The sequence below is a fragment of the Streptomyces sp. NPDC028289 genome (assembly GCF_055565975.1).
This window is the reverse complement of sequence record NZ_JBVHTI010000003.1, coordinates 366,009-381,983: the sequence shown is the minus strand read 5'-3', so window position 1 is coordinate 381,983 and position 15,975 is coordinate 366,009. Positions and strand designations below refer to the sequence as shown.

Here is a 15,975-nt window from a genome sequence, read left to right as displayed (position 1 = left end):
GGGGTCACGTAATGGCAGATTTCTCCCGCCTTCCCGGACCGAACGCGGACCTGTGGGACTGGCAGCTCCTGGCTGCCTGCCGTGGGGTCGACAGCTCGCTCTTCTTCCATCCCGAGGGCGAGCGCGGGGCGGCTCGGAGTGCCCGTGAGAACTCGGCCAAGGAGGTGTGCATGAGGTGCCCGGTCCGCGCGGAGTGCGCGGCGCACGCGCTGGCGGTCCGCGAGCCGTACGGCGTGTGGGGCGGCCTGACCGAGGACGAGCGTGAAGAGCTCATGGGGCGGGCGCGCAACAGGCTGGTGTCGGCGTCGACGACCAGCGGCGGCGCCGCCTCCGACACCTGAGAAGCTCCGCCTCCGACACATGAAAGAACGTTTCTGCAATCTGTTGACAATTCGTTGAGCATCTGCCGACGACCGGGCACGCGCGCGTGGGTGCCCTCGCCGGGCCGCGCCTGCGCCCCCGACGCCCTGTGAGCCGCTACGCCCGCCGGGCCGCCCGGCCCAGCTCTTCCAACGTCGCCGCCACCGCCGGCACCTGCGCCAGGTCGGCCAGGGTGAGGGCGACGATCTCCCGCCGCACCGCGGGCTCGAGGACCACCGTGCGGACGCCTCTCGGCCGTACCGACTGGACCGCCAGCCGCGGCAGCACGGCGACGCCCAGCCCCGCCCCGACCAGGCCGACCACGGCCGGGTAGTCGTCGGTGGCGAAGTCGATGCGGGGCGTGAAGCCCGCACTCTCGCACGCCTGGACGAGCTGCCCCCGGCAGCGCGGGCAGCCCGCGATCCAGGGCTCGTCTGCGAGTTCCTCGAGGGCGACCGACTCCGCCTGGGCCAGCCGGTGCCGCTCCGGCACCAGGCCGACGAGCCGGTCCGTGAGCAGCGGCCGTACCACCAGGTCGTCCCACTCCTCGGCGTCCGCGGCACCTTCGTAGCGGAAGGCCAGCGCGATGTCGCAGTCACCCGCGCGCAGCAGCTCCACGGACTTCGGCGGCTCGGCCTCCTCCAGGGAGACGCGGGTGCCGGGGTGGGCGGCGCGCAGGGCGGCGAGTGCCGTCGGGACCAGCGTGGAGCTGCCGCTCGGGAAGGAGACCAGGCGCACCCGGCCCGCGCGCAGCCCGGCGATCGCGGCGACCTCCTCCTCGGCGGCGGTGAGCCCGGCGAGGATCCCGGAGGCGTGCCGGACCAGGGCCTCGCCGGCCTGGGTCAGGCGCATCTCGCGGCCGTTGCGGACCAGCAGCGGGGTGCCCACGGAGGTCTCCAGGGCCTTCATCTGCTGGCTGACGGCGGGCTGGGTGCAGCCCAGTTCGCGCCCCGCCGCCGAGAAGGACCCGGTGGTGGCGACGGCGCGCAGGACGCGGAGATGACGTGCCTCGATCATCTCTTGAGCATAAGACGGGCTTGGACAGGGCGCCCGAAAATGCGTCGACGGTTTGAGGCTGCTCCCGTACCGTCGGAGCATGGAGCTTCTCTCGGTGAACCTCGGCCGTCCGACGCCGTCGCCGCACACGGACCAGGTCGACGGCGTGACCGGCATCGACAAGCGGCCGGTGGACGGGCCGGTGCGGGTGGCGGCGCCCGGGCCCAAGGGGACCGCGGGCAGCGGGCTGGCCGGGGACGCGGTGTGCGAGCTGCGCCACCACGGCGGCGACGACCAGGCGGTCTACGCGTACGCGCGCGAGGACCTCGACCACTGGGCGAAGGAGCTCGGCCGGCCGCTGCCGAACGGCTGTTTCGGTGAGAACCTCACGACAAACGGGCTGAACGTGTCGGGGGCCCTGATCGGCGAGCGCTGGCGGATCGGCTCCGGGGTAGTACTGGAGGTCACCTCGGGGCGCATCCCGTGCCGTACTTTTCAGGGCCATCTGGGCGAGCGGGGATGGGTGAAGAGATTCACGCGGAAGGGTGCCACCGGTGCCTACCTCCGGGTGATCGAACCGGGTGAGATCCGGGCCGGCGACCCCATCGAGATCATCCACCTGCCGGAGCACGGGGTGACGGCGGCGATGGAGTTCCGCGCGACCACCACCGAGCGGGAGCTGCTGCCCCGGCTGCTCGCGGCGGGCGCGGCGCTGCACCCGGAGGCGCTGGCGCAGGCCCGGAAGTACGTGGCGGCGCAGAGCGGCTGAACGGCTGTCACGCGCAGGCCGTTCACCGGCACTTCACCGTTAGGGAGAGCCGGTGCGCACAGCGGACGCCGTCAGTCCGGGTAACTACCCTTGGTCCATGACAACGGCTCTGATTACGGGATCGACCGCGGGGATCGGTGCCGCGTTCGCGCGGCGGCTGGCGGCTGACGGGCACAACCTCGTCCTGGTGGCGCGGGACACCAAGCGGCTGCGCGAGCAGGCGACCGAGCTGCACGACCGGCACGGCATCGAGGCGGAGGTGCTCACCGCCGACCTCGCCGAGGACGCCGGCATCGAGTCGGTGGCCGCCCGGCTCGGGGACCGCAAGAACCCGGTCGATCTGCTGGTCAACAACGCCGGCTTCGGCAACAAGGGCCGTTATCTGGACGTCTCGATGGCCGACGAGCTGCGCATGCTCAAGGTGCACTGCGAGGCGGTGCTGCGGCTGACCTCGGCGGCGGCCGAGGCGATGCGCGAGCGCGGCCGCGGCGGTGTCGTCAACGTGGCCTCGGTGGCGGCCTTCGTGCCGCGCGGGACGTACGGCGCCTCCAAGGCGTGGGTCGTGCAGTTCACCCAGGGCGCCGCGCGCGACCTCGCGGGCACCGGGGTGCGGCTGATGGCACTGGCGCCGGGGTTCGTCCGTACGGAGTTCCACCAGCGGGCCGGGATGGGCACGGACAACATCCCGGGCTGGATGTGGCTGGACGCCGACAAGCTGGTCGCGGCGGCGCTGGCCGACCTCGCGCGCGGGAAGACGCTGTCGATCCCGGATCCCCGCTACAAGGTGCTGACGGGCCTGGCGAAGATGGCGCCGCGCGGGCTGGTGGGCGGCATCAGCTCGAAGACGGGCCGCAAGTACGGGCCGCAGTAGGGAGCCGGCCGGGCTGCGCCAGGGCGCACCGGGACCCACCGGAACGGGGCCGGTGAGACGATGGTGTGGTTCGGTCGCGCCCGCAGGGGGGCCGGAGGCGGTTTCATGACGTTCGTGCAGCTCATCGAGTGCAGGACCAGGCGGTTCGACGAGATGGACCGGCTGATGGACAGGTGGGTCGAGCAGACCAAGGGGAAGCGGACGGCGACGCACACGCTGGTCGGCAAGGACCGCAGCGACGCGGAGCACGTCGTGGAGATCGTGGAGTTCCCGTCGTACGAGGAGGCGATGCGGAACTCACGGCTCCCGGAGACCGACAAGGTCTTCCACGAGCTGCTGGCGCTGTGCGAGGGGACGCCGACGTTCACCGATCTGGACGTGGTGCGCGACGAGGGGCTGTACACCGGCACCGCGCGGCGGTTCTTCGAGACGATCGCGGCGGCCGGCCCGCTGGCTCCGCTGGACGGCCTGCTCGCCGAGGACTACCACGACCACGATCCGGTCGAGGGACAGGACACCATCGGCATGGACGCGATGCGGCGCAAGCTGGAGATGTGGCGGGGCGCCTTCGACTTCACGTTCCGCATCGAGGACCAGATCGCCCAGGGCGACCGGGTGTGCACCAGGTGGCTCTGGACGGGCGTGCACCAGGGGCCGTTCATGGGGGTCCCGAACACCGGCCGGCAGGTCGCCATGGCCGGGACCACGATCCACCGCTTCGACGCGAACGGGAAGATGGCCGAGGGCTGGCTGCAGTACGACCGGATGGGACTGCTGGCACAGCTGGGTGCGCTGGACGCACTGGCGAAGTAGGCCGACCATCGAAGTACCCGCGAGGGGCGAAGCCCCCGTTCCCGGCGGACGACCGGGAGCGGGGGCTTCCTCAGCTCAGAGACTGTTGCCTCAGTGCGAGTGGCCGTGCGAGTGGCCCGCGGCGGCGGCCTCTTCCTCTTCCTTCTTCTCGACGACGAGGGTCTCGGTCGTCAGGAGCAGGGAGGCGATGGAGGCGGCGTTCTCCAGGGCGGAGCGGGTGACCTTGACCGGGTCGATGACGCCGGCCTTGACCAGGTCGCCGTACTCGCCGGTGGCGGCGTTGTAGCCGTTGCCCTTCTCCAGCTCGGCGACCTTGGAGACGATGACGTAGCCCTCCAGGCCGGCGTTCTCGGCGATCCAGCGCAGCGGCTCGACGGCGGCCTTGCGGACCACGGAGACACCGGTGGCCTCGTCGCCGGTCTTGCCGAGGTTGTCCTCGAGGACCTTCACGGCGTGGACGAGCGCGGAGCCACCACCGGAGACGATGCCCTCCTCGACCGCGGCGCGGGTCGCGGAGATGGCGTCCTCCAGACGGTGCTTCTTCTCCTTCAGCTCCACCTCGGTGGCGGCGCCGACCTTGATGACGCACACGCCGCCGGCCAGCTTCGCGAGGCGCTCCTGGAGCTTCTCGCGGTCCCAGTCGGAGTCGGTGTTCTCGATCTCGGCCTTGATCTGGGCGACGCGGCCGGTCACGGCACCGGAGTCACCGGCGCCGTCGACGACCGTGGTGTCGTCCTTGGTGACGGTGACGCGGCGGGCGGAGCCGAGCACGTCCAGGCCGACCTGGTCGAGCTTGAGGCCGACCTCCTCGGAGACGACCGTGGCGCCGGTCAGGATCGCCAGGTCCTCCAGCATCGCCTTGCGGCGGTCACCGAAGCCGGGGGCCTTGACCGCGACCGCGTTGAAGGTGCCGCGGATCTTGTTGACGACCAGGGTCGACAGGGCCTCGCCGTCGACGTCCTCGGCGATGATCAGCAGCGGCTTCGAGGCGTTGGACTGGATGATCTTCTCGAGCAGCGGCAGCAGGTCCGCGATGGAGGAGACCTTGCCCTGGTTGATGAGGATGTAGGGGTCCTCCAGGACGGCCTCCATGCGCTCCTGGTCCGTCACGAAGTACGGCGACAGGTAGCCCTTGTCGAAGGCCATGCCCTCGGTGAAGTCCAGCTCCAGACCGAAGGTGTTGGACTCCTCGACGGTGATGACACCGTCCTTGCCGACCTTGTCCATCGCCTCGGCGATGAGCTCGCCGACCTGCTGGTCCTGGGCGGACAGCGCGGCGACGGCGGCGATGTCGGACTTCTCGTCGATCGGGCGGGCCGACGCGAGCAGGTCCTCGGAGACGGCGGCGACCGCGGCGTCGATGCCCTTCTTCAGGGCGGCCGGGGAGGCACCGGCGGCGACGTTCTTCAGGCCCTCGCGGACGAGCGCCTGGGCCAGCACGGTGGCGGTGGTCGTACCGTCACCCGCGATGTCGTTGGTCTTGGTCGCCACCTCCTTCACCAGCTGCGCGCCGAGGTTCTCGTACGGGTCCTCGATCTCGACCTCGCGGGCGATCGTGACACCGTCGTTGGTGATGGTGGGGGCGCCGAACTTCTTGTCGATGACGACGTTGCGGCCCTTGGGGCCGATCGTCACCTTCACCGTGTCGGCAAGCTTGTTGACGCCGCGCTCAAGGGCGCGACGGGCGTCCTCGTCGAACTTCAGGATCTTCGCCATGGCAGCGGATGCCCTCTCGGAAATCTGGGGTGAACAAGACTGCGCCCCTGGCGCCCGGCTTCTTGGAGGATCGCGGGGGCCAGGGGCGCAGCTTCAAACGGAGTGCTTGAGGTGTAAGTCGCAGGCTTACTTCTCGATGATCGCGAGCACGTCGCGAGCCGAGAGGACGAGGTACTCGTCGCCGTTGTACTTCACCTCGGTGCCGCCGTACTTGCTGTAGAGCACGACGTCGCCGACCTTGACGTCGAGCGGCAGGCGCTCGCCGTTCTCGAAACGGCCCGGGCCCACGGCGAGGACGGCGCCCTCCTGGGGCTTCTCCTTCGCGGTGTCCGGGATGACCAGGCCGGAGGCCGTGGTCTGCTCGGCGTCGAGCGGCTGGACCACGATGCGGTCCTCAAGCGGCTTGATGGCAACCTTGGAGCTGGCGGTCGTCACGATCCGACCTCCCCCTTCGGAGATCTCACGGGGTTAACTGTCTGAGGTGGCGACCAGGTGGATCCGTCGTCGCGGGTGCCGGACCTGCCCGTCGCGTTGTTGGCACTCTCATCTGCCGAGTGCCAGAGCCGAGACTATGACCGCGATTAGCACTCGGTCAAGCGGAGTGCCAATTGCCTGCGGCGCGGCGCCGAAAAACCGGGTCGCGCGGTGTTGCGGTGACCGTCCCTGGGGGCTGGCGCCCCCAGACCCCCGCCTGTCGGCCTTCGGCCTCGTCCCCAAACGCCGGACGGGCTGGATTTTGTGGCCGAGCGCCGTCGTCAGACACCCGACCGGCGGGATGTGCGGCCGAGCCCGGAGGTAGCACTACAGGTAGTCCTCCAGCCGGCCCACCGTCAGGCCGGCCGCCTGGACGCGGCGCAGGAGGCGGGCGGTGCGGCTCCTGAGGGTCGGCCCGAGGGCCTCGTCGGGGCCGACCAGGATGATGTCGCCGGGGCGGAGCTGCTTGTCGCCGGTGCGGTAGGTGATGCCGTCGGGGGTCATCGCCGCCCGCCACAGGACCACCGCGGCGACCCCGCAGTCCGCCGCCGCGCGCAGGGTGGTGGTGTCGTAGATGCCGTAGGGCGGGCGGAAGAGGCGGGGGCGGATGCCGAACCGGGACTTCAGCTTCTCCTGCTGGCCGCAGATCTCGGCGTGCTGGCCGGCGTACGGCAGGCCGGGCATGGCCGGGTGGTCGAGGGTGTGGTTCTGGACGCTCGCGCCGACCGACTGCAGGCGGGCGAAGTGGCCGTAGCCGGGGCCGACCACGCTGTCCGTGAGGAACATGCTCACCGGCAGCCGCAGTTCGCGGACCATGTCGACGAATCGGGGGTCCTTCTCGGCGCCGTCGTCGTAGGTCAGGAAGACCACCCGGTCGGAGGTGGGGATGTGGTCGACGACCGGGGGGCGGGTGGTGCGGAGGGACAGCGGGTGGAGCGGCGGGCGTGGGGCCGGGGAGAGGGGCGCGGTCAAGCCCCAGCGGCGGTACGGCGGCTCGCCCGACGGGCCGTGCGGGTGCACCCGGTCGGCGGCCTTCCTGCCGAGCCGTTCGATGGGGTCGACGGACGGCGCGCAGGCCGACAGGAGGAGGGCGGCGGCCAGGACAGCGGCCGTCGCCCTCGGTCGGCTCACAGGTAGTCCTCCAGGCGCGCCACCGCGTAGCCGTCGCGGGTGACCTTGTTCAGGAAGCGGCGCATGTCGTCGACCATGGTGCCGTCCCAGTCGTTCCGGCCCCGGAAGTGCGTGAGGACGATGTCACCGGGGTGCAGTCCGCGGTCCCACTCGCGGTACTCCCAGTGGTCGACGAACACCTCCTCGTCCCAGATCGGCGCGTACTTGATGCCGCAGGCCTTGGCGGCGCGCAGGGTGTCGCCGTTGTAGTTGCCGTAGGGCGGCCGGAAGACCGTCGGCGCCTTGCCGAACTGCCGCTTCATGATGTCCTGCATGCCGCAGATCTCGTGCTTCTGCTCCTCGTAGGTCAGACCGGGCATGTAGGGATGGGTGAGGGTGTGGTTGTTGAGGGTGTGGCCCTCGGCCTGCATCCGGCGGAAGTAGCCGTAGTCGTCCTTGACCAGGTAGTTGCTGAGGAACGCGGTGTAGGGGATCCGCAGCTCGCTCATCATCCGCAGGAAGTCCGGGTCCTTCTCTGAGCCGTCGTCGATGGTGAGGAAGACGACCTTCTTCCTGGTGGGGACGGTGGTGAAGACCGGGGGCAGGTCGTCCTCCACCTGGCCGTCCACCTCGAAGCCGTCGCGAGCGGTGATCCTCGGCTTGTACTTCGGCGGGGCCGGGGGCCGCAGCGGGACCGCGTCCAGCCCCCAGCGCCGGGCGGCGGCGACCAGGGCGGCGTGGTCGTCGGGGGCGGCGGCGGCCCGATGGGCCTGCTGGCCCGCGGCGGGACGGACCCCGGCCTCGTCCTCCGGTCCGGCGCAGCCGGAGACGACGGTGACGGCCGCCACGGCGGCGAGGGCGGCCATGGCCAAAACCACCCTATTTTTGTCATTTTGTACGACTGCTCGCATGGCCTCGGATCTTTCCAGCCCTCTCCCCGGAACCCCGGCAGACACCGCGGCCGGAGGCGAACCATCCACCGACTGGCCGACAATGACCCGGTGAACGACCTCCTCTCCCCCCTCCTCACCCCCGAGGGCCACGCCCTCCTCGACGAGGTGCGCGGCACCGCGCCCGCCGACGAGCTGGCCGTGGCCACCCGGCTGCGCCGCGAGCACCCCGCCGAGCTGGTGTCGGCGGCGCTGGCCCAGGCCCGGCTGCGGCAGCGGGCGGCGGCGAAGTTCGGGGGGGCGGACGCGGGCCGCATGTTCTTCACGCCGAACGGGGTCGAGCAGTCGACGCGGGCGAGTGTCGCCGCGTACCGGGCGGGGCGGCTGAAGGCGCTCGGGGTGACCTCGGTGGCCGACCTGTGCTGCGGGATCGGGGGCGACGCGATCGCGCTCGCCCGGGCCGGTATCCGCGTCCTCGCCGTGGACCGGGATCCGGTGACGGCGGCCGCCGCCCGCGCGAACGCCGAGGCGCTCGGGCTGGCCGGCCTGATCGAGGTACGGGAGGCGGACGTCCAGGAGGTGGACACGGCCGGCCACGACGCCGTCTTCGTCGACCCGGCCCGGCGCGGCGGCCGTGGCCGCATCTTCGACCCGGAGGCCTACTCACCGCCGCTGTCCTGGGCGGTCGCCACCGCGTCGGCCGCCCGCGTGGCCGCGCTGAAGATCGCCCCCGGCATCCCGCACGAGGCGGTCCCGGCGGCGGCCGAGGCCGAGTGGATCTCGGACCATGGCGACGTCAAGGAAGCCGTCCTCTGGTTCGGCACCGGCGCCCCGGGGGCCGTCCGCGCCACCCTCCTCCCCGGCCCGCGCACCCTGCTCGGCCGCGGCCTGCCCGACCCCGCCGTCCGCCCGGTCGGCCGTTACCTGTACGAGCCGGACGGCGCCGTCATCCGCGCCCACCTGGTCGCCGAGGTGGCCGAGGAGCTGGACGCGGGCCTGATCGACCCGACGATCGCGTACGTCACGGCCGACACCCTCCAAGCCACCGACTGCGCGACGGCGTACGAGATCACCGACGAACTCCCCTTCAACGTCAAGAAGCTGAAGGCCCTGCTGCGCGAGCGCGAGGTCGGGAACCTGACCGTGAAGAAGCGCGGCTCTGCGGTGGAGCCCGAGGAACTGCGCAGGAAGGTCAAGCCGCAGGGACCGAACGCGGCGACCGTGTTCCTGACCCGGGTGGCGGGGGCGCCGACCATGCTCGTCGGCGCCCCCGCGCAGCCGGCTACTGGTGCTGGGCGGTCCTGAGCGGCGCGAGGTTCCGGTCGGCCGCCGTACCGGACCTGGTGGGGGCCGCGGCGGGCGCACCGGCGTCCGTGCGCAGCGCCAGGGCGCTCTTCGTCGCGTTCCCGCTCGCGCTGATCGACGAGCCGGCCGTGTTCAGCGCACCCGCCGTCACCGAACCGGTGCCACCGAAGGCGATGGCGGCCTGAGTGCCGGCCGACTCGCGCAGCAGGTAACTCTTGACCTCGTCGGACAGGGCGGGCCGGGAGGTCCACAGCACGGGCCCGTAGATGTTCATCGCGGAGCCCGCGGAGCCCGCGGAGACGCCGTCGCGCCAGGACCCGGCGCAGGCGAGCGCGACCTGGCCCGGCGTGGTCCACCAGAACCCGGCGACGGCCACCGACCGCCTCGCTGTCGGCGCCCGTGACCGGGTAGTAGTACGTCGACGGCCACTTCGAGAACGACCCGTGGGTCAGCGCGTACTTCGCGTCCGCACCGACCGTGATGACCATGGTCTTCGCCGGGTCGAGGCTGTTGAGGTACGACTTCACCGACGAGGTCAGCGACTTGCCGTTGGTCAGGACGACGCTGCCCGCGCTGCCCGTGCCGTCGGCGCCGGCCGCGGCGGCCGCCGGGAGGGCCGCCTGGTAGTCGGTGCCGCCGGCCAGGAAGACGTAGGCCGGGCTGGTGGTGAGCGTCTTCGCCGCCTTGACCGAGGTGTCGTAGCGGTCGGTGCCGGAGACCCGCTTCGGGACGTAGCCGAGGGACCTCAGCTGGGTCGAGACGTTGGTGGTGAGCACCGAGGTGCCGCCGACCATCCAGACGTTCGCGCCCTTCTTCAGGGTGCGCTTCAGCTCGTTCTGCACCGCCGTCGACAGCCCGGTCGTCGAGCTCAGCAGCACCGGGCCCTGCCGCTTGCCGGCCAGCGCGGTCGCGGTCGGCGCGTCGGCCGGGTCGTCCTGGTTGAGCAGCACGGCGGACTTGGCGTCCAGCAGGCCCGCCTGGCTCTGGCCGACCGTGTTCCGGCTCCAGCGTGAGGAGCCGACGACCGTGCCGTTCGCGTCGGCGCCCCAGACCCGGGCGGTGGTGTTCTTGCGGACCGGCTCCCAGCTGGGGTTGCTGCCCTCCCAGGCGGTCGGGACCGGGGTGAACGCGCCGGTGGTCAGGTCGACGTACTCCGTGCTGTGCGCGTCGCTTGAACAGCAGTCTGCCGAAGGTTACGAAGCGCACTCCCGCGCCCTGGCCAGCAGCAGCTCCCGTTCCCGCTCGTTGCGCGCGAGGCCCGCGGCCCGTTCGAACTCCGTGCGGGCCTCCGCCGTACGCCCGAGGCGGGCCAGCAGGTCGGCGCGGACGCTCGGCAGCAGGTGGTAGTCGCTCAGGGCGGGTTCCGCGGTCAGCGGGTCCACGATCTCCAGGGCGGCCGCCGGGCCCTCGGCCATCGACACGGCCACCGCCCGGTTCAGCTCGACGACCGGGGACGGGGAGCGGGCCGCCAGCAGCCCGTACAGGGTGGCGATGGCCCTCCAGTCGGTCTCCTCGTACGTGTACGCGTGCGCGTGGCAGGCCGCGATGGCCGCCTGGAGGGCGTACGGCCCCGGGACGCCGGTCGCCGTGGCGTCCGCGCGGGCCAGGGCCCTGATGCCGCGGGCGATGAGCATGCGGTTCCAGCGGCGGCGGTTCTGGTCCCTGAGCAGGACCGGTTCGCCGTCGGGGCCGGTGCGGGCGGCCGTGCGGGAGGACTGGAACTCCAGGAGCGAGGCGAGGGCGTGCACCTCCGGCTCCTTCGGCATGAGCCCCGACAGCACCCGGGCCAGCCGCAGCGCGTCCTCGCAGAGCGACGGGCGCAGCCAGTCGTCGCCCGCCGTGGCCGCGTACCCCTCGTTGTAGATCAGGTAGATGACGTCCAGGACCGAGCCGAGCCGGGCCTCGCGGTCGGGGCCGTACGGCACCTCGAAGGCGACGTTCTTCGTCGCGAGGGTGCGCTTGGCGCGGACGATGCGCTGGGCGACCGTCGGCTCGGGGACGAGGAAGGCACGGGCGATCTCGGCCGTGGTCAGGCCGCCGAGGAGGCGCAGGGTGAGGGCCGTGCGGGCCTCGGGCGAGAGCACCGGGTGGCAGGTGGTGAAGACGAGCCGGAGCAGGTCGTCGTCGATGTCCTCCGGGTCGGCGGGCTCCTCCGGCGGGGTCGTGGTCTCGGTGCTGCGGCCGATCTCGGCGAGCTTGCGGGCGTAGTTCTCCCGGCGCCGGACCAGGTCGACGGCGCGGTGGCGGGCGGTCGCCATGAGCCAGGCGCCCGGATTGCCGGGCACCCCGTCCCGGGGCCACTGCTCCAGGGCTGCGACCAGCGCGTCCTGCGCCAGCTCCTCCGCGATGCCGAGGTCCCGGACGATCCGGGCGACGCCGGCGATCACGCGGGGCGACTCGAGCCGGAAGACGGTCTCGATGGCGTGGCGGGGGTCGGCCTGGGCGTCCGCGGGGGCGTCGGCGGGGGGCTGTGTGCTCACAGCCCCCCATGCAACACCCACCGCCGGACGTACGCCAGGAGGGTCAGCCCTCCGCGATCTCCCGGACCTCGCAGGTCACGGTCCAGAACTCCTCGTGCACCTGGAGGAACCGCTTGGTCCACTCCAGGGCCTCGGCCTTGTCCTTGCACTGCATGATCGCGTAGCCGCCGATGACCTCCTTGGCCTCGGTGAACGGCCCGTCGGTGACGGAGATCTTCCCGCCCTCCCAGTGCACCCGGGTGCCGTCGGCGGTCGGCGTCAGGCCGGCGGTGTCCAGCATCACGCCGGCCTTGGTGATCTCCTCGATCAGCTCGCCCATCCGCTGCATCAGCGCCTCGCTGGGGCCCTCGGCGGGGGCGGTGGTCTCGTCGATGCGCACGAGCGACAGGTAACGGGGCATGGTGACTCCTCGGGTTCCGGCGGGGTCTCTCCCCGCATCTCACCCTTGCGTCGAACGGCCCGCCACCGGATCGACACACCCGCCGGAATTCCCCGGGGTTTTTTTCCGGCCTAGCGCAGCGAGTCCCACAGCTCGTTCGCCGCCGGCTCCTTCGCGATCACCCGGTTGGGGTCGGAGGGCGCGGTCACCACCGGCATCATCACCGTCTTCGTGTGCTCGGAGGTCAGTCCCTTCAGGCTCTGCCCGAGCCGCATCAGCTCGCTGAGCGAGTCCAGGCCGGTGTCGGTGGTGAGGCTGGAGGTGACCGCGTCGGCGACCTCGTAGAGCTTGGCCGGGTCGGTCAGCAGGCTGATGGAGGCCATCTGGTCCAGGAGCGCCTTCACCAGTTTCTGCTGGAGACCTATCCGGCCCAGGTCGCTGCCGTCGCCTATGCCGTGCCGGGTGCGGGCGAGCGCCAGGGCCTGGGTGCCGTCGAGGTGGTGGGTGCCCTTCTTCAGGTGCAGGTGGCTGTCGTCGTCGTCGATGTCCTGGTCGGTGGTCACGGTCACCCCGCCGAGCGCGTCGACCAGCTTCGCGAAGCCCGAGAAGTCGATCTCCAGGTAGTGGTCCATGCGGACGCCGGTGATCGACTCCACCGTCTTGACCGCGCACACCGCCCCGCCCACCGAGTAGGCGCTGTTGAACATCGCGTTGTAGGCCACGGACGTCGAGCCGCCGGAGGAGAGCGGGCAGGAGGGCCGGGTGACCAGGGTGTCGCGCGGGATGCTGACGATCGTGGCGGAGGTCCGGCCGTCGTCGATGTGGACGACCATCGCGGTGTCGGAGCGGGCACCCGAGCTGCTGCCGCCGCCGAGCTTCTTGTTCTCCTTGCCGCTGCGCGAGTCCGAGCCCAGCACCAGGATGTTCATCGAGCCGGTGGGCAGCGGGGACGCGGAGGCCGAGGCGGACGCGGCGGCCGTCGGTGTCGTCACCGCCTTCGCCGGGCGGTCGTCCCCGAGCGCGCTGTTGATGTCGACGCTCTTGATGTTGTCGTTGAGGTGCCAGTAGACCCACCCCGCGCCGGCGATGCCGAGCGTCATGACCCCCGCCAGGGTGAGGCCGACGATCTTCAGCGCTCTCGACCGCCGGCCCACCCGTCTGCCCGCGCCGCCTTGCTCCTCGTGTCCCGTCACAAGGCAGGAACGTAAGTCCGAATTATTAGGGGACTGTTAGCGCGAGCGCCGCGAAGCGGTTTTCTTCGGAAAATCTCACCCTTCTCACTCGGGCTTCAGCCCAGGGTGACCGCGGGCACCGGATTGCTCCCGCTCCAGGACGCGTTGAACCCGAAGGTGACCGAACTCCCGTCCGCCACCGTCCCGTTGTAGGAGGCGTTCGCACAGGAGACGACCGCGCCCGACTGGGTGCAGCCGGCGTTCCAGGCCTGCGTGATCTGCTGCCCTGCGGCGTACGTCCAGCTCACGTGCCAGGAGCTCAGCGCGGCCCCTGAACAGGAGATCGTCACCTGGCCGGTGAACCCGGTGTTCCACTGGCTGGTCACGCTGTAGGCGGCGGTGCAGGCACCGGTCGGCGGCGGGGTGGTCGTGGTGCCGCCGAGCGCCTCGGCGATGCCGTAGTACGCCGGTTTCGGCGCGTAGTTGGCGTCGTACGGGGTCGCCGCGCCGTAGCCCGGGAAGGTGCTGTCCACCCAGGAGTCGGAGTCGGTGAAGCCCCACACGGTGACGTTGACGCAGCGGCTCACCGCCACGCACGCGGCGACCACCGACTTGAAGTCGGCCTTCTGCTGGGCGAGCTCGGTGCTGTCGGAGGGCAGTGCCATCCGGATGTCGAGCTCGGTGATCGCCACGTCGACGCCCAGGTCGGCGAAGCGCTGGATGTTCTGCTGGAGGGTGGCGGGCACCTGGCCGAGGATCAGGTGGGCCTGCAGCCCGACCCCGTCGATCGGGACGCCCCGGCTCTTCAGGTCCTTGACCAGGTTGTACAGGGCGGTGCTCTTCGCGTTGACGCCCTCGACGTTGTAGTCGTTGATGTACAGCTTGGCGGCCGGATCGGCCGCGTGTGCCCAGGTCAGGGCGTTGGCGATGTAGTCGGAGCCGAGGCCGTTGTACCAGATCGTCGACCGGTAGGTGCCGTCCTCGTTGAAGGGTTCGTTGACGACGTCCCAGGCGGCGATCTTCCCCTTGTAGCGGCCGACCTCGGTGCTGATGTGGTTCTGCAGCAGGCTGCCGAGCTGGGCGGAGGTCCAGGTGCCGTTCGTGAGCCAGCTGGGGTTCTGGCTGTGCCAGACCAGGGTGTGGCCGCGCACCTGCTGGTTGTGGGCCTGGGCGAAGGCGACGATCTGGTCGGCCTCGGTCCAGTTGAACGTGCCCTGAGTGGGCTCGACCGTCCCCCACTTCATGGCGTTGCCCGGGGTCAGCGAGCTGAACTGGCTGCCGGCCAGGTCGCCGTAGGTGCCGGTGAGCTTGGAGCCGGTGACCGCGGTGCCGATGACCTTGCCCTTCGCGGCGGCGAGGTCGCGCAGCGGGGTGTCGGCGGCGTGCGCCGACGGCGCCGTGAACAGCAGCGCGGCGCCTGTCACCAGTGCCGCCAGGGACAAGCCTGTTCTCAGAGATCTCATTGCGGGTACCTCCGAAACTTTCGGTCGTCCAACCGATTGGCTTCGGAGGAGTGTGGAGACGCCCGCACCACCCGTCAATACGTCAACTTTTGGCCAAGCCCGCCTCACCCGGCCGCGGGCGCCGCCGTGCTCGACCGCACCACCAGGCTGGTCGCCAGCTCCACCCGGGTCGCGGTCGTCGCCTCCTCCGCCCGCCCCATCTCGAGGACCAGCCGCGCCGCCGCCTCGGCCATCTCGGTCAGCGGCTGCCGTACGGTCGTCAGCGGCGGCCCCACCCAGCGGGCCACCGGCAGGTCGTCGAACCCGACGACGCTCACGTCCTCCGGGATGCGCAGCCCCAGCTCACGCGCGGCCTCGTAGAGCCCGAGGGCCTGCAGGTCGTTGCCGGTGAAGATCGCGGTGGGCCGGTCGGGCATGCGCAGCAACTCCAGGCCGAGCCGGTAGCCCGCGTCGTGGTGGAAGTCGCCGGCCTTGACCAGGGCCTGGTCCACCGGCAGCCCGGCGGTCTCCAGCGCGGCCCGGTACCCGTCCACCCGGGCCCGGCTGCACATCATCCGGGACGGCCCGCTGATCGCCCCGATGCGCCGGTGCCCCAGTTCGACGAGGTGCCGGGTGGCGGCGAGCCCGCCCTGCCAGTTGGTGGCCCCGATGGACGGCACGTCCGGCCCCGGATCCCCCGCCGGATCCATCACCACGAACGGAATGGAGCGGCTCAGCAGCAGCGCCCGCTGCGACTCGTCAAGACCCGACAGCACCAGCACCACCCCGTGCGGCCGCCGCGCCGCCACCTGGTCCGCCCAGGTCCGCCCCGGGGTGAGCCGCCCGGCGCTCTCGCTGAGCACGACGCTCAGCCCGGCGTCCCGGGCCACGTTCTCCACCCCCCGGATGACCTCCATCGCCCAGGCGCTCTCCAGCTCGTGGAAGACCAGGTCGATCAGCGGCGACCGGGAGGCCTCGGCGCGCCGCCGCCGGTAGCCGTAGGCGCGCAGCAGTTCCTCGACCCGGGTGCGGGTCGCCGGGGCGACGTCGGCGCGCCCGTTGAGGACCTTCGAAACAGTCGGAGCGGACACACCGGCCTCACGGGCGATTTCGGCGAGCGTCGCCGTCTGCGGTTCTGCGGGCTTCGGAGGCGTCATGCCCGCGATCGTATCCCTGCGCTCCCCCTTGACGAAGACCC

The 15,975-nt window shown here is 71.5% G+C and carries 16 protein-coding genes and 1 pseudogene; 5 read left to right on the top strand and 12 right to left on the bottom strand.

Features of this window, described 5'->3' with window-relative positions; translation table 11 throughout:
* Positions 1-11 precede the first annotated feature (11 nt).
* Complete coding sequence (locus ACZ4UV_RS15965; protein ID WP_390044064.1) at positions 12-341, top strand: WhiB family transcriptional regulator; 330 nt, start codon at positions 12-14, stop codon at positions 339-341.
* Between the two features lie 136 nt (positions 342-477).
* Here ACZ4UV_RS15965 and ACZ4UV_RS15960 read toward each other — a convergent pair whose 3' ends face one another.
* On the bottom strand, positions 478-1,377 hold the full coding sequence (locus ACZ4UV_RS15960) for a LysR family transcriptional regulator (RefSeq protein ID WP_467838424.1): 900 nt from the start codon (positions 1,375-1,377) through the stop codon (positions 478-480).
* Positions 1,378-1,456: 79 nt separating this feature from the next.
* On the opposite strand from ACZ4UV_RS15960, the gene ACZ4UV_RS15955 reads away from it, so the two are divergent.
* The 3 genes from ACZ4UV_RS15955 to ACZ4UV_RS15945 all read left to right on the top strand — a co-directional run bounded on the left by ACZ4UV_RS15955 (position 1,457) and on the right by ACZ4UV_RS15945 (position 3,809).
* Positions 1,457-2,125, top strand: coding sequence for an MOSC domain-containing protein (locus ACZ4UV_RS15955; protein WP_451021359.1), 669 nt, complete (start codon positions 1,457-1,459; stop codon positions 2,123-2,125).
* Between the two features lie 97 nt (positions 2,126-2,222).
* Entirely contained in the window at positions 2,223-2,996 is a 774-nt protein-coding gene (locus ACZ4UV_RS15950) for an SDR family NAD(P)-dependent oxidoreductase (RefSeq protein ID WP_451021360.1), read from the top strand.
* A 105-nt stretch (positions 2,997-3,101) separates the two neighbouring features.
* Positions 3,102-3,809, top strand: coding sequence for an ester cyclase (locus tag ACZ4UV_RS15945; protein WP_451021361.1), 708 nt, complete (start codon positions 3,102-3,104; stop codon positions 3,807-3,809).
* 90 nt (positions 3,810-3,899) lie between these two features.
* Here ACZ4UV_RS15945 and groL read toward each other — a convergent pair whose 3' ends face one another.
* From groL to ACZ4UV_RS15925, 4 genes are all read right to left on the bottom strand, one after another.
* On the bottom strand, positions 3,900-5,525 hold the full coding sequence (gene groL / locus ACZ4UV_RS15940) for a chaperonin GroEL (RefSeq protein ID WP_351491273.1): 1,626 nt from the start codon (positions 5,523-5,525) through the stop codon (positions 3,900-3,902).
* 126 nt (positions 5,526-5,651) lie between these two features.
* The gene (gene groES, locus ACZ4UV_RS15935) at positions 5,652-5,960 is read right to left on the bottom strand and encodes a co-chaperone GroES (RefSeq protein WP_004955293.1); all 309 of its coding nucleotides are present in this window, start codon (positions 5,958-5,960) and stop codon (positions 5,652-5,654) included.
* Positions 5,961-6,326: 366 nt separating this feature from the next.
* A complete protein-coding gene (locus ACZ4UV_RS15930) occupies positions 6,327-7,130 on the bottom strand; it encodes a polysaccharide deacetylase family protein (RefSeq protein WP_451021363.1) in 804 nt (267 codons plus the stop codon).
* The gene (locus ACZ4UV_RS15925; RefSeq protein WP_451021364.1) at positions 7,127-8,020 is read right to left on the bottom strand and encodes a polysaccharide deacetylase family protein; all 894 of its coding nucleotides are present in this window, start codon (positions 8,018-8,020) and stop codon (positions 7,127-7,129) included. Before ACZ4UV_RS15925 ends, ACZ4UV_RS15930 begins: the two co-directional genes overlap by 4 nt.
* A gap of 90 nt (positions 8,021-8,110) precedes the next feature.
* Between ACZ4UV_RS15925 and ACZ4UV_RS15920 the strand changes: the two genes are divergently transcribed.
* Positions 8,111-9,304, top strand: coding sequence for a THUMP-like domain-containing protein (locus tag ACZ4UV_RS15920; protein WP_467838416.1), 1,194 nt, complete (start codon positions 8,111-8,113; stop codon positions 9,302-9,304).
* Here ACZ4UV_RS15920 and ACZ4UV_RS15915 read toward each other — a convergent pair.
* The 7 genes and pseudogenes from ACZ4UV_RS15915 to ACZ4UV_RS15885 all read right to left on the bottom strand — a co-directional run bounded on the left by ACZ4UV_RS15915 (position 9,282) and on the right by ACZ4UV_RS15885 (position 15,934).
* Positions 9,282-9,680 carry a hypothetical protein gene (locus ACZ4UV_RS15915; protein ID WP_467838413.1) on the bottom strand — a complete coding sequence of 133 codons (399 nt, stop codon included), beginning with the start codon at positions 9,678-9,680 and terminating at the stop codon, positions 9,282-9,284. The two genes, ACZ4UV_RS15920 and ACZ4UV_RS15915, sit on opposite strands and share 23 nt — an antisense overlap.
* Positions 9,681-9,834: 154 nt before the next feature.
* A pseudogene (locus ACZ4UV_RS15910) lies at positions 9,835-10,446 on the bottom strand (cell wall-binding repeat-containing protein); the annotation flags it as partial.
* Positions 10,447-10,497: 51 nt separating this feature from the next.
* Positions 10,498-11,784 carry an RNA polymerase sigma factor gene (locus tag ACZ4UV_RS15905; RefSeq protein ID WP_467838408.1) on the bottom strand — a complete coding sequence of 429 codons (1,287 nt, stop codon included), beginning with the start codon at positions 11,782-11,784 and terminating at the stop codon, positions 10,498-10,500.
* 43 nt (positions 11,785-11,827) lie between these two features.
* Positions 11,828-12,184 carry a YciI family protein gene (locus ACZ4UV_RS15900; RefSeq protein WP_390044044.1) on the bottom strand — a complete coding sequence of 119 codons (357 nt, stop codon included), beginning with the start codon at positions 12,182-12,184 and terminating at the stop codon, positions 11,828-11,830.
* Between the two features lie 110 nt (positions 12,185-12,294).
* Positions 12,295-13,356, bottom strand: coding sequence for an LCP family protein (locus ACZ4UV_RS15895; RefSeq protein ID WP_467838404.1), 1,062 nt, complete (start codon positions 13,354-13,356; stop codon positions 12,295-12,297).
* Between the two features lie 95 nt (positions 13,357-13,451).
* Entirely contained in the window at positions 13,452-14,798 is a 1,347-nt protein-coding gene (locus tag ACZ4UV_RS15890) for a glycoside hydrolase family 10 protein (protein ID WP_451020476.1), read from the bottom strand.
* A gap of 104 nt (positions 14,799-14,902) precedes the next feature.
* Positions 14,903-15,934, bottom strand: a complete 1,032-nt coding sequence (locus ACZ4UV_RS15885; RefSeq protein WP_390044038.1) for a LacI family DNA-binding transcriptional regulator — start codon at positions 15,932-15,934, stop codon at positions 14,903-14,905.
* Positions 15,935-15,975 lie beyond the last annotated feature (41 nt).

Coding starts and splice junctions, on each gene's coding strand:
- ACZ4UV_RS15960 (WP_467838424.1), bottom strand. CDS start 1,377: ATGATCGAGGCACGTCATCTCCGCGTCCTGCGCGCCGTCGCCACCACC.
- ACZ4UV_RS15950 (WP_451021360.1), top strand. CDS start 2,223: ATGACAACGGCTCTGATTACGGGATCGACCGCGGGGATCGGTGCCGCG.
- ACZ4UV_RS15965 (WP_390044064.1), top strand. CDS start 12: ATGGCAGATTTCTCCCGCCTTCCCGGACCGAACGCGGACCTGTGGGAC.
- ACZ4UV_RS15945 (WP_451021361.1), top strand. CDS start 3,102: ATGACGTTCGTGCAGCTCATCGAGTGCAGGACCAGGCGGTTCGACGAG.
- ACZ4UV_RS15900 (WP_390044044.1), bottom strand. CDS start 12,184: ATGCCCCGTTACCTGTCGCTCGTGCGCATCGACGAGACCACCGCCCCC.
- ACZ4UV_RS15890 (WP_451020476.1), bottom strand. CDS start 14,798: ATGAGATCTCTGAGAACAGGCTTGTCCCTGGCGGCACTGGTGACAGGC.
- groL (WP_351491273.1), bottom strand. CDS start 5,525: ATGGCGAAGATCCTGAAGTTCGACGAGGACGCCCGTCGCGCCCTTGAG.
- ACZ4UV_RS15885 (WP_390044038.1), bottom strand. CDS start 15,934: ATGACGCCTCCGAAGCCCGCAGAACCGCAGACGGCGACGCTCGCCGAA.
- ACZ4UV_RS15955 (WP_451021359.1), top strand. CDS start 1,457: ATGGAGCTTCTCTCGGTGAACCTCGGCCGTCCGACGCCGTCGCCGCAC.
- ACZ4UV_RS15925 (WP_451021364.1), bottom strand. CDS start 8,020: ATGCGAGCAGTCGTACAAAATGACAAAAATAGGGTGGTTTTGGCCATG.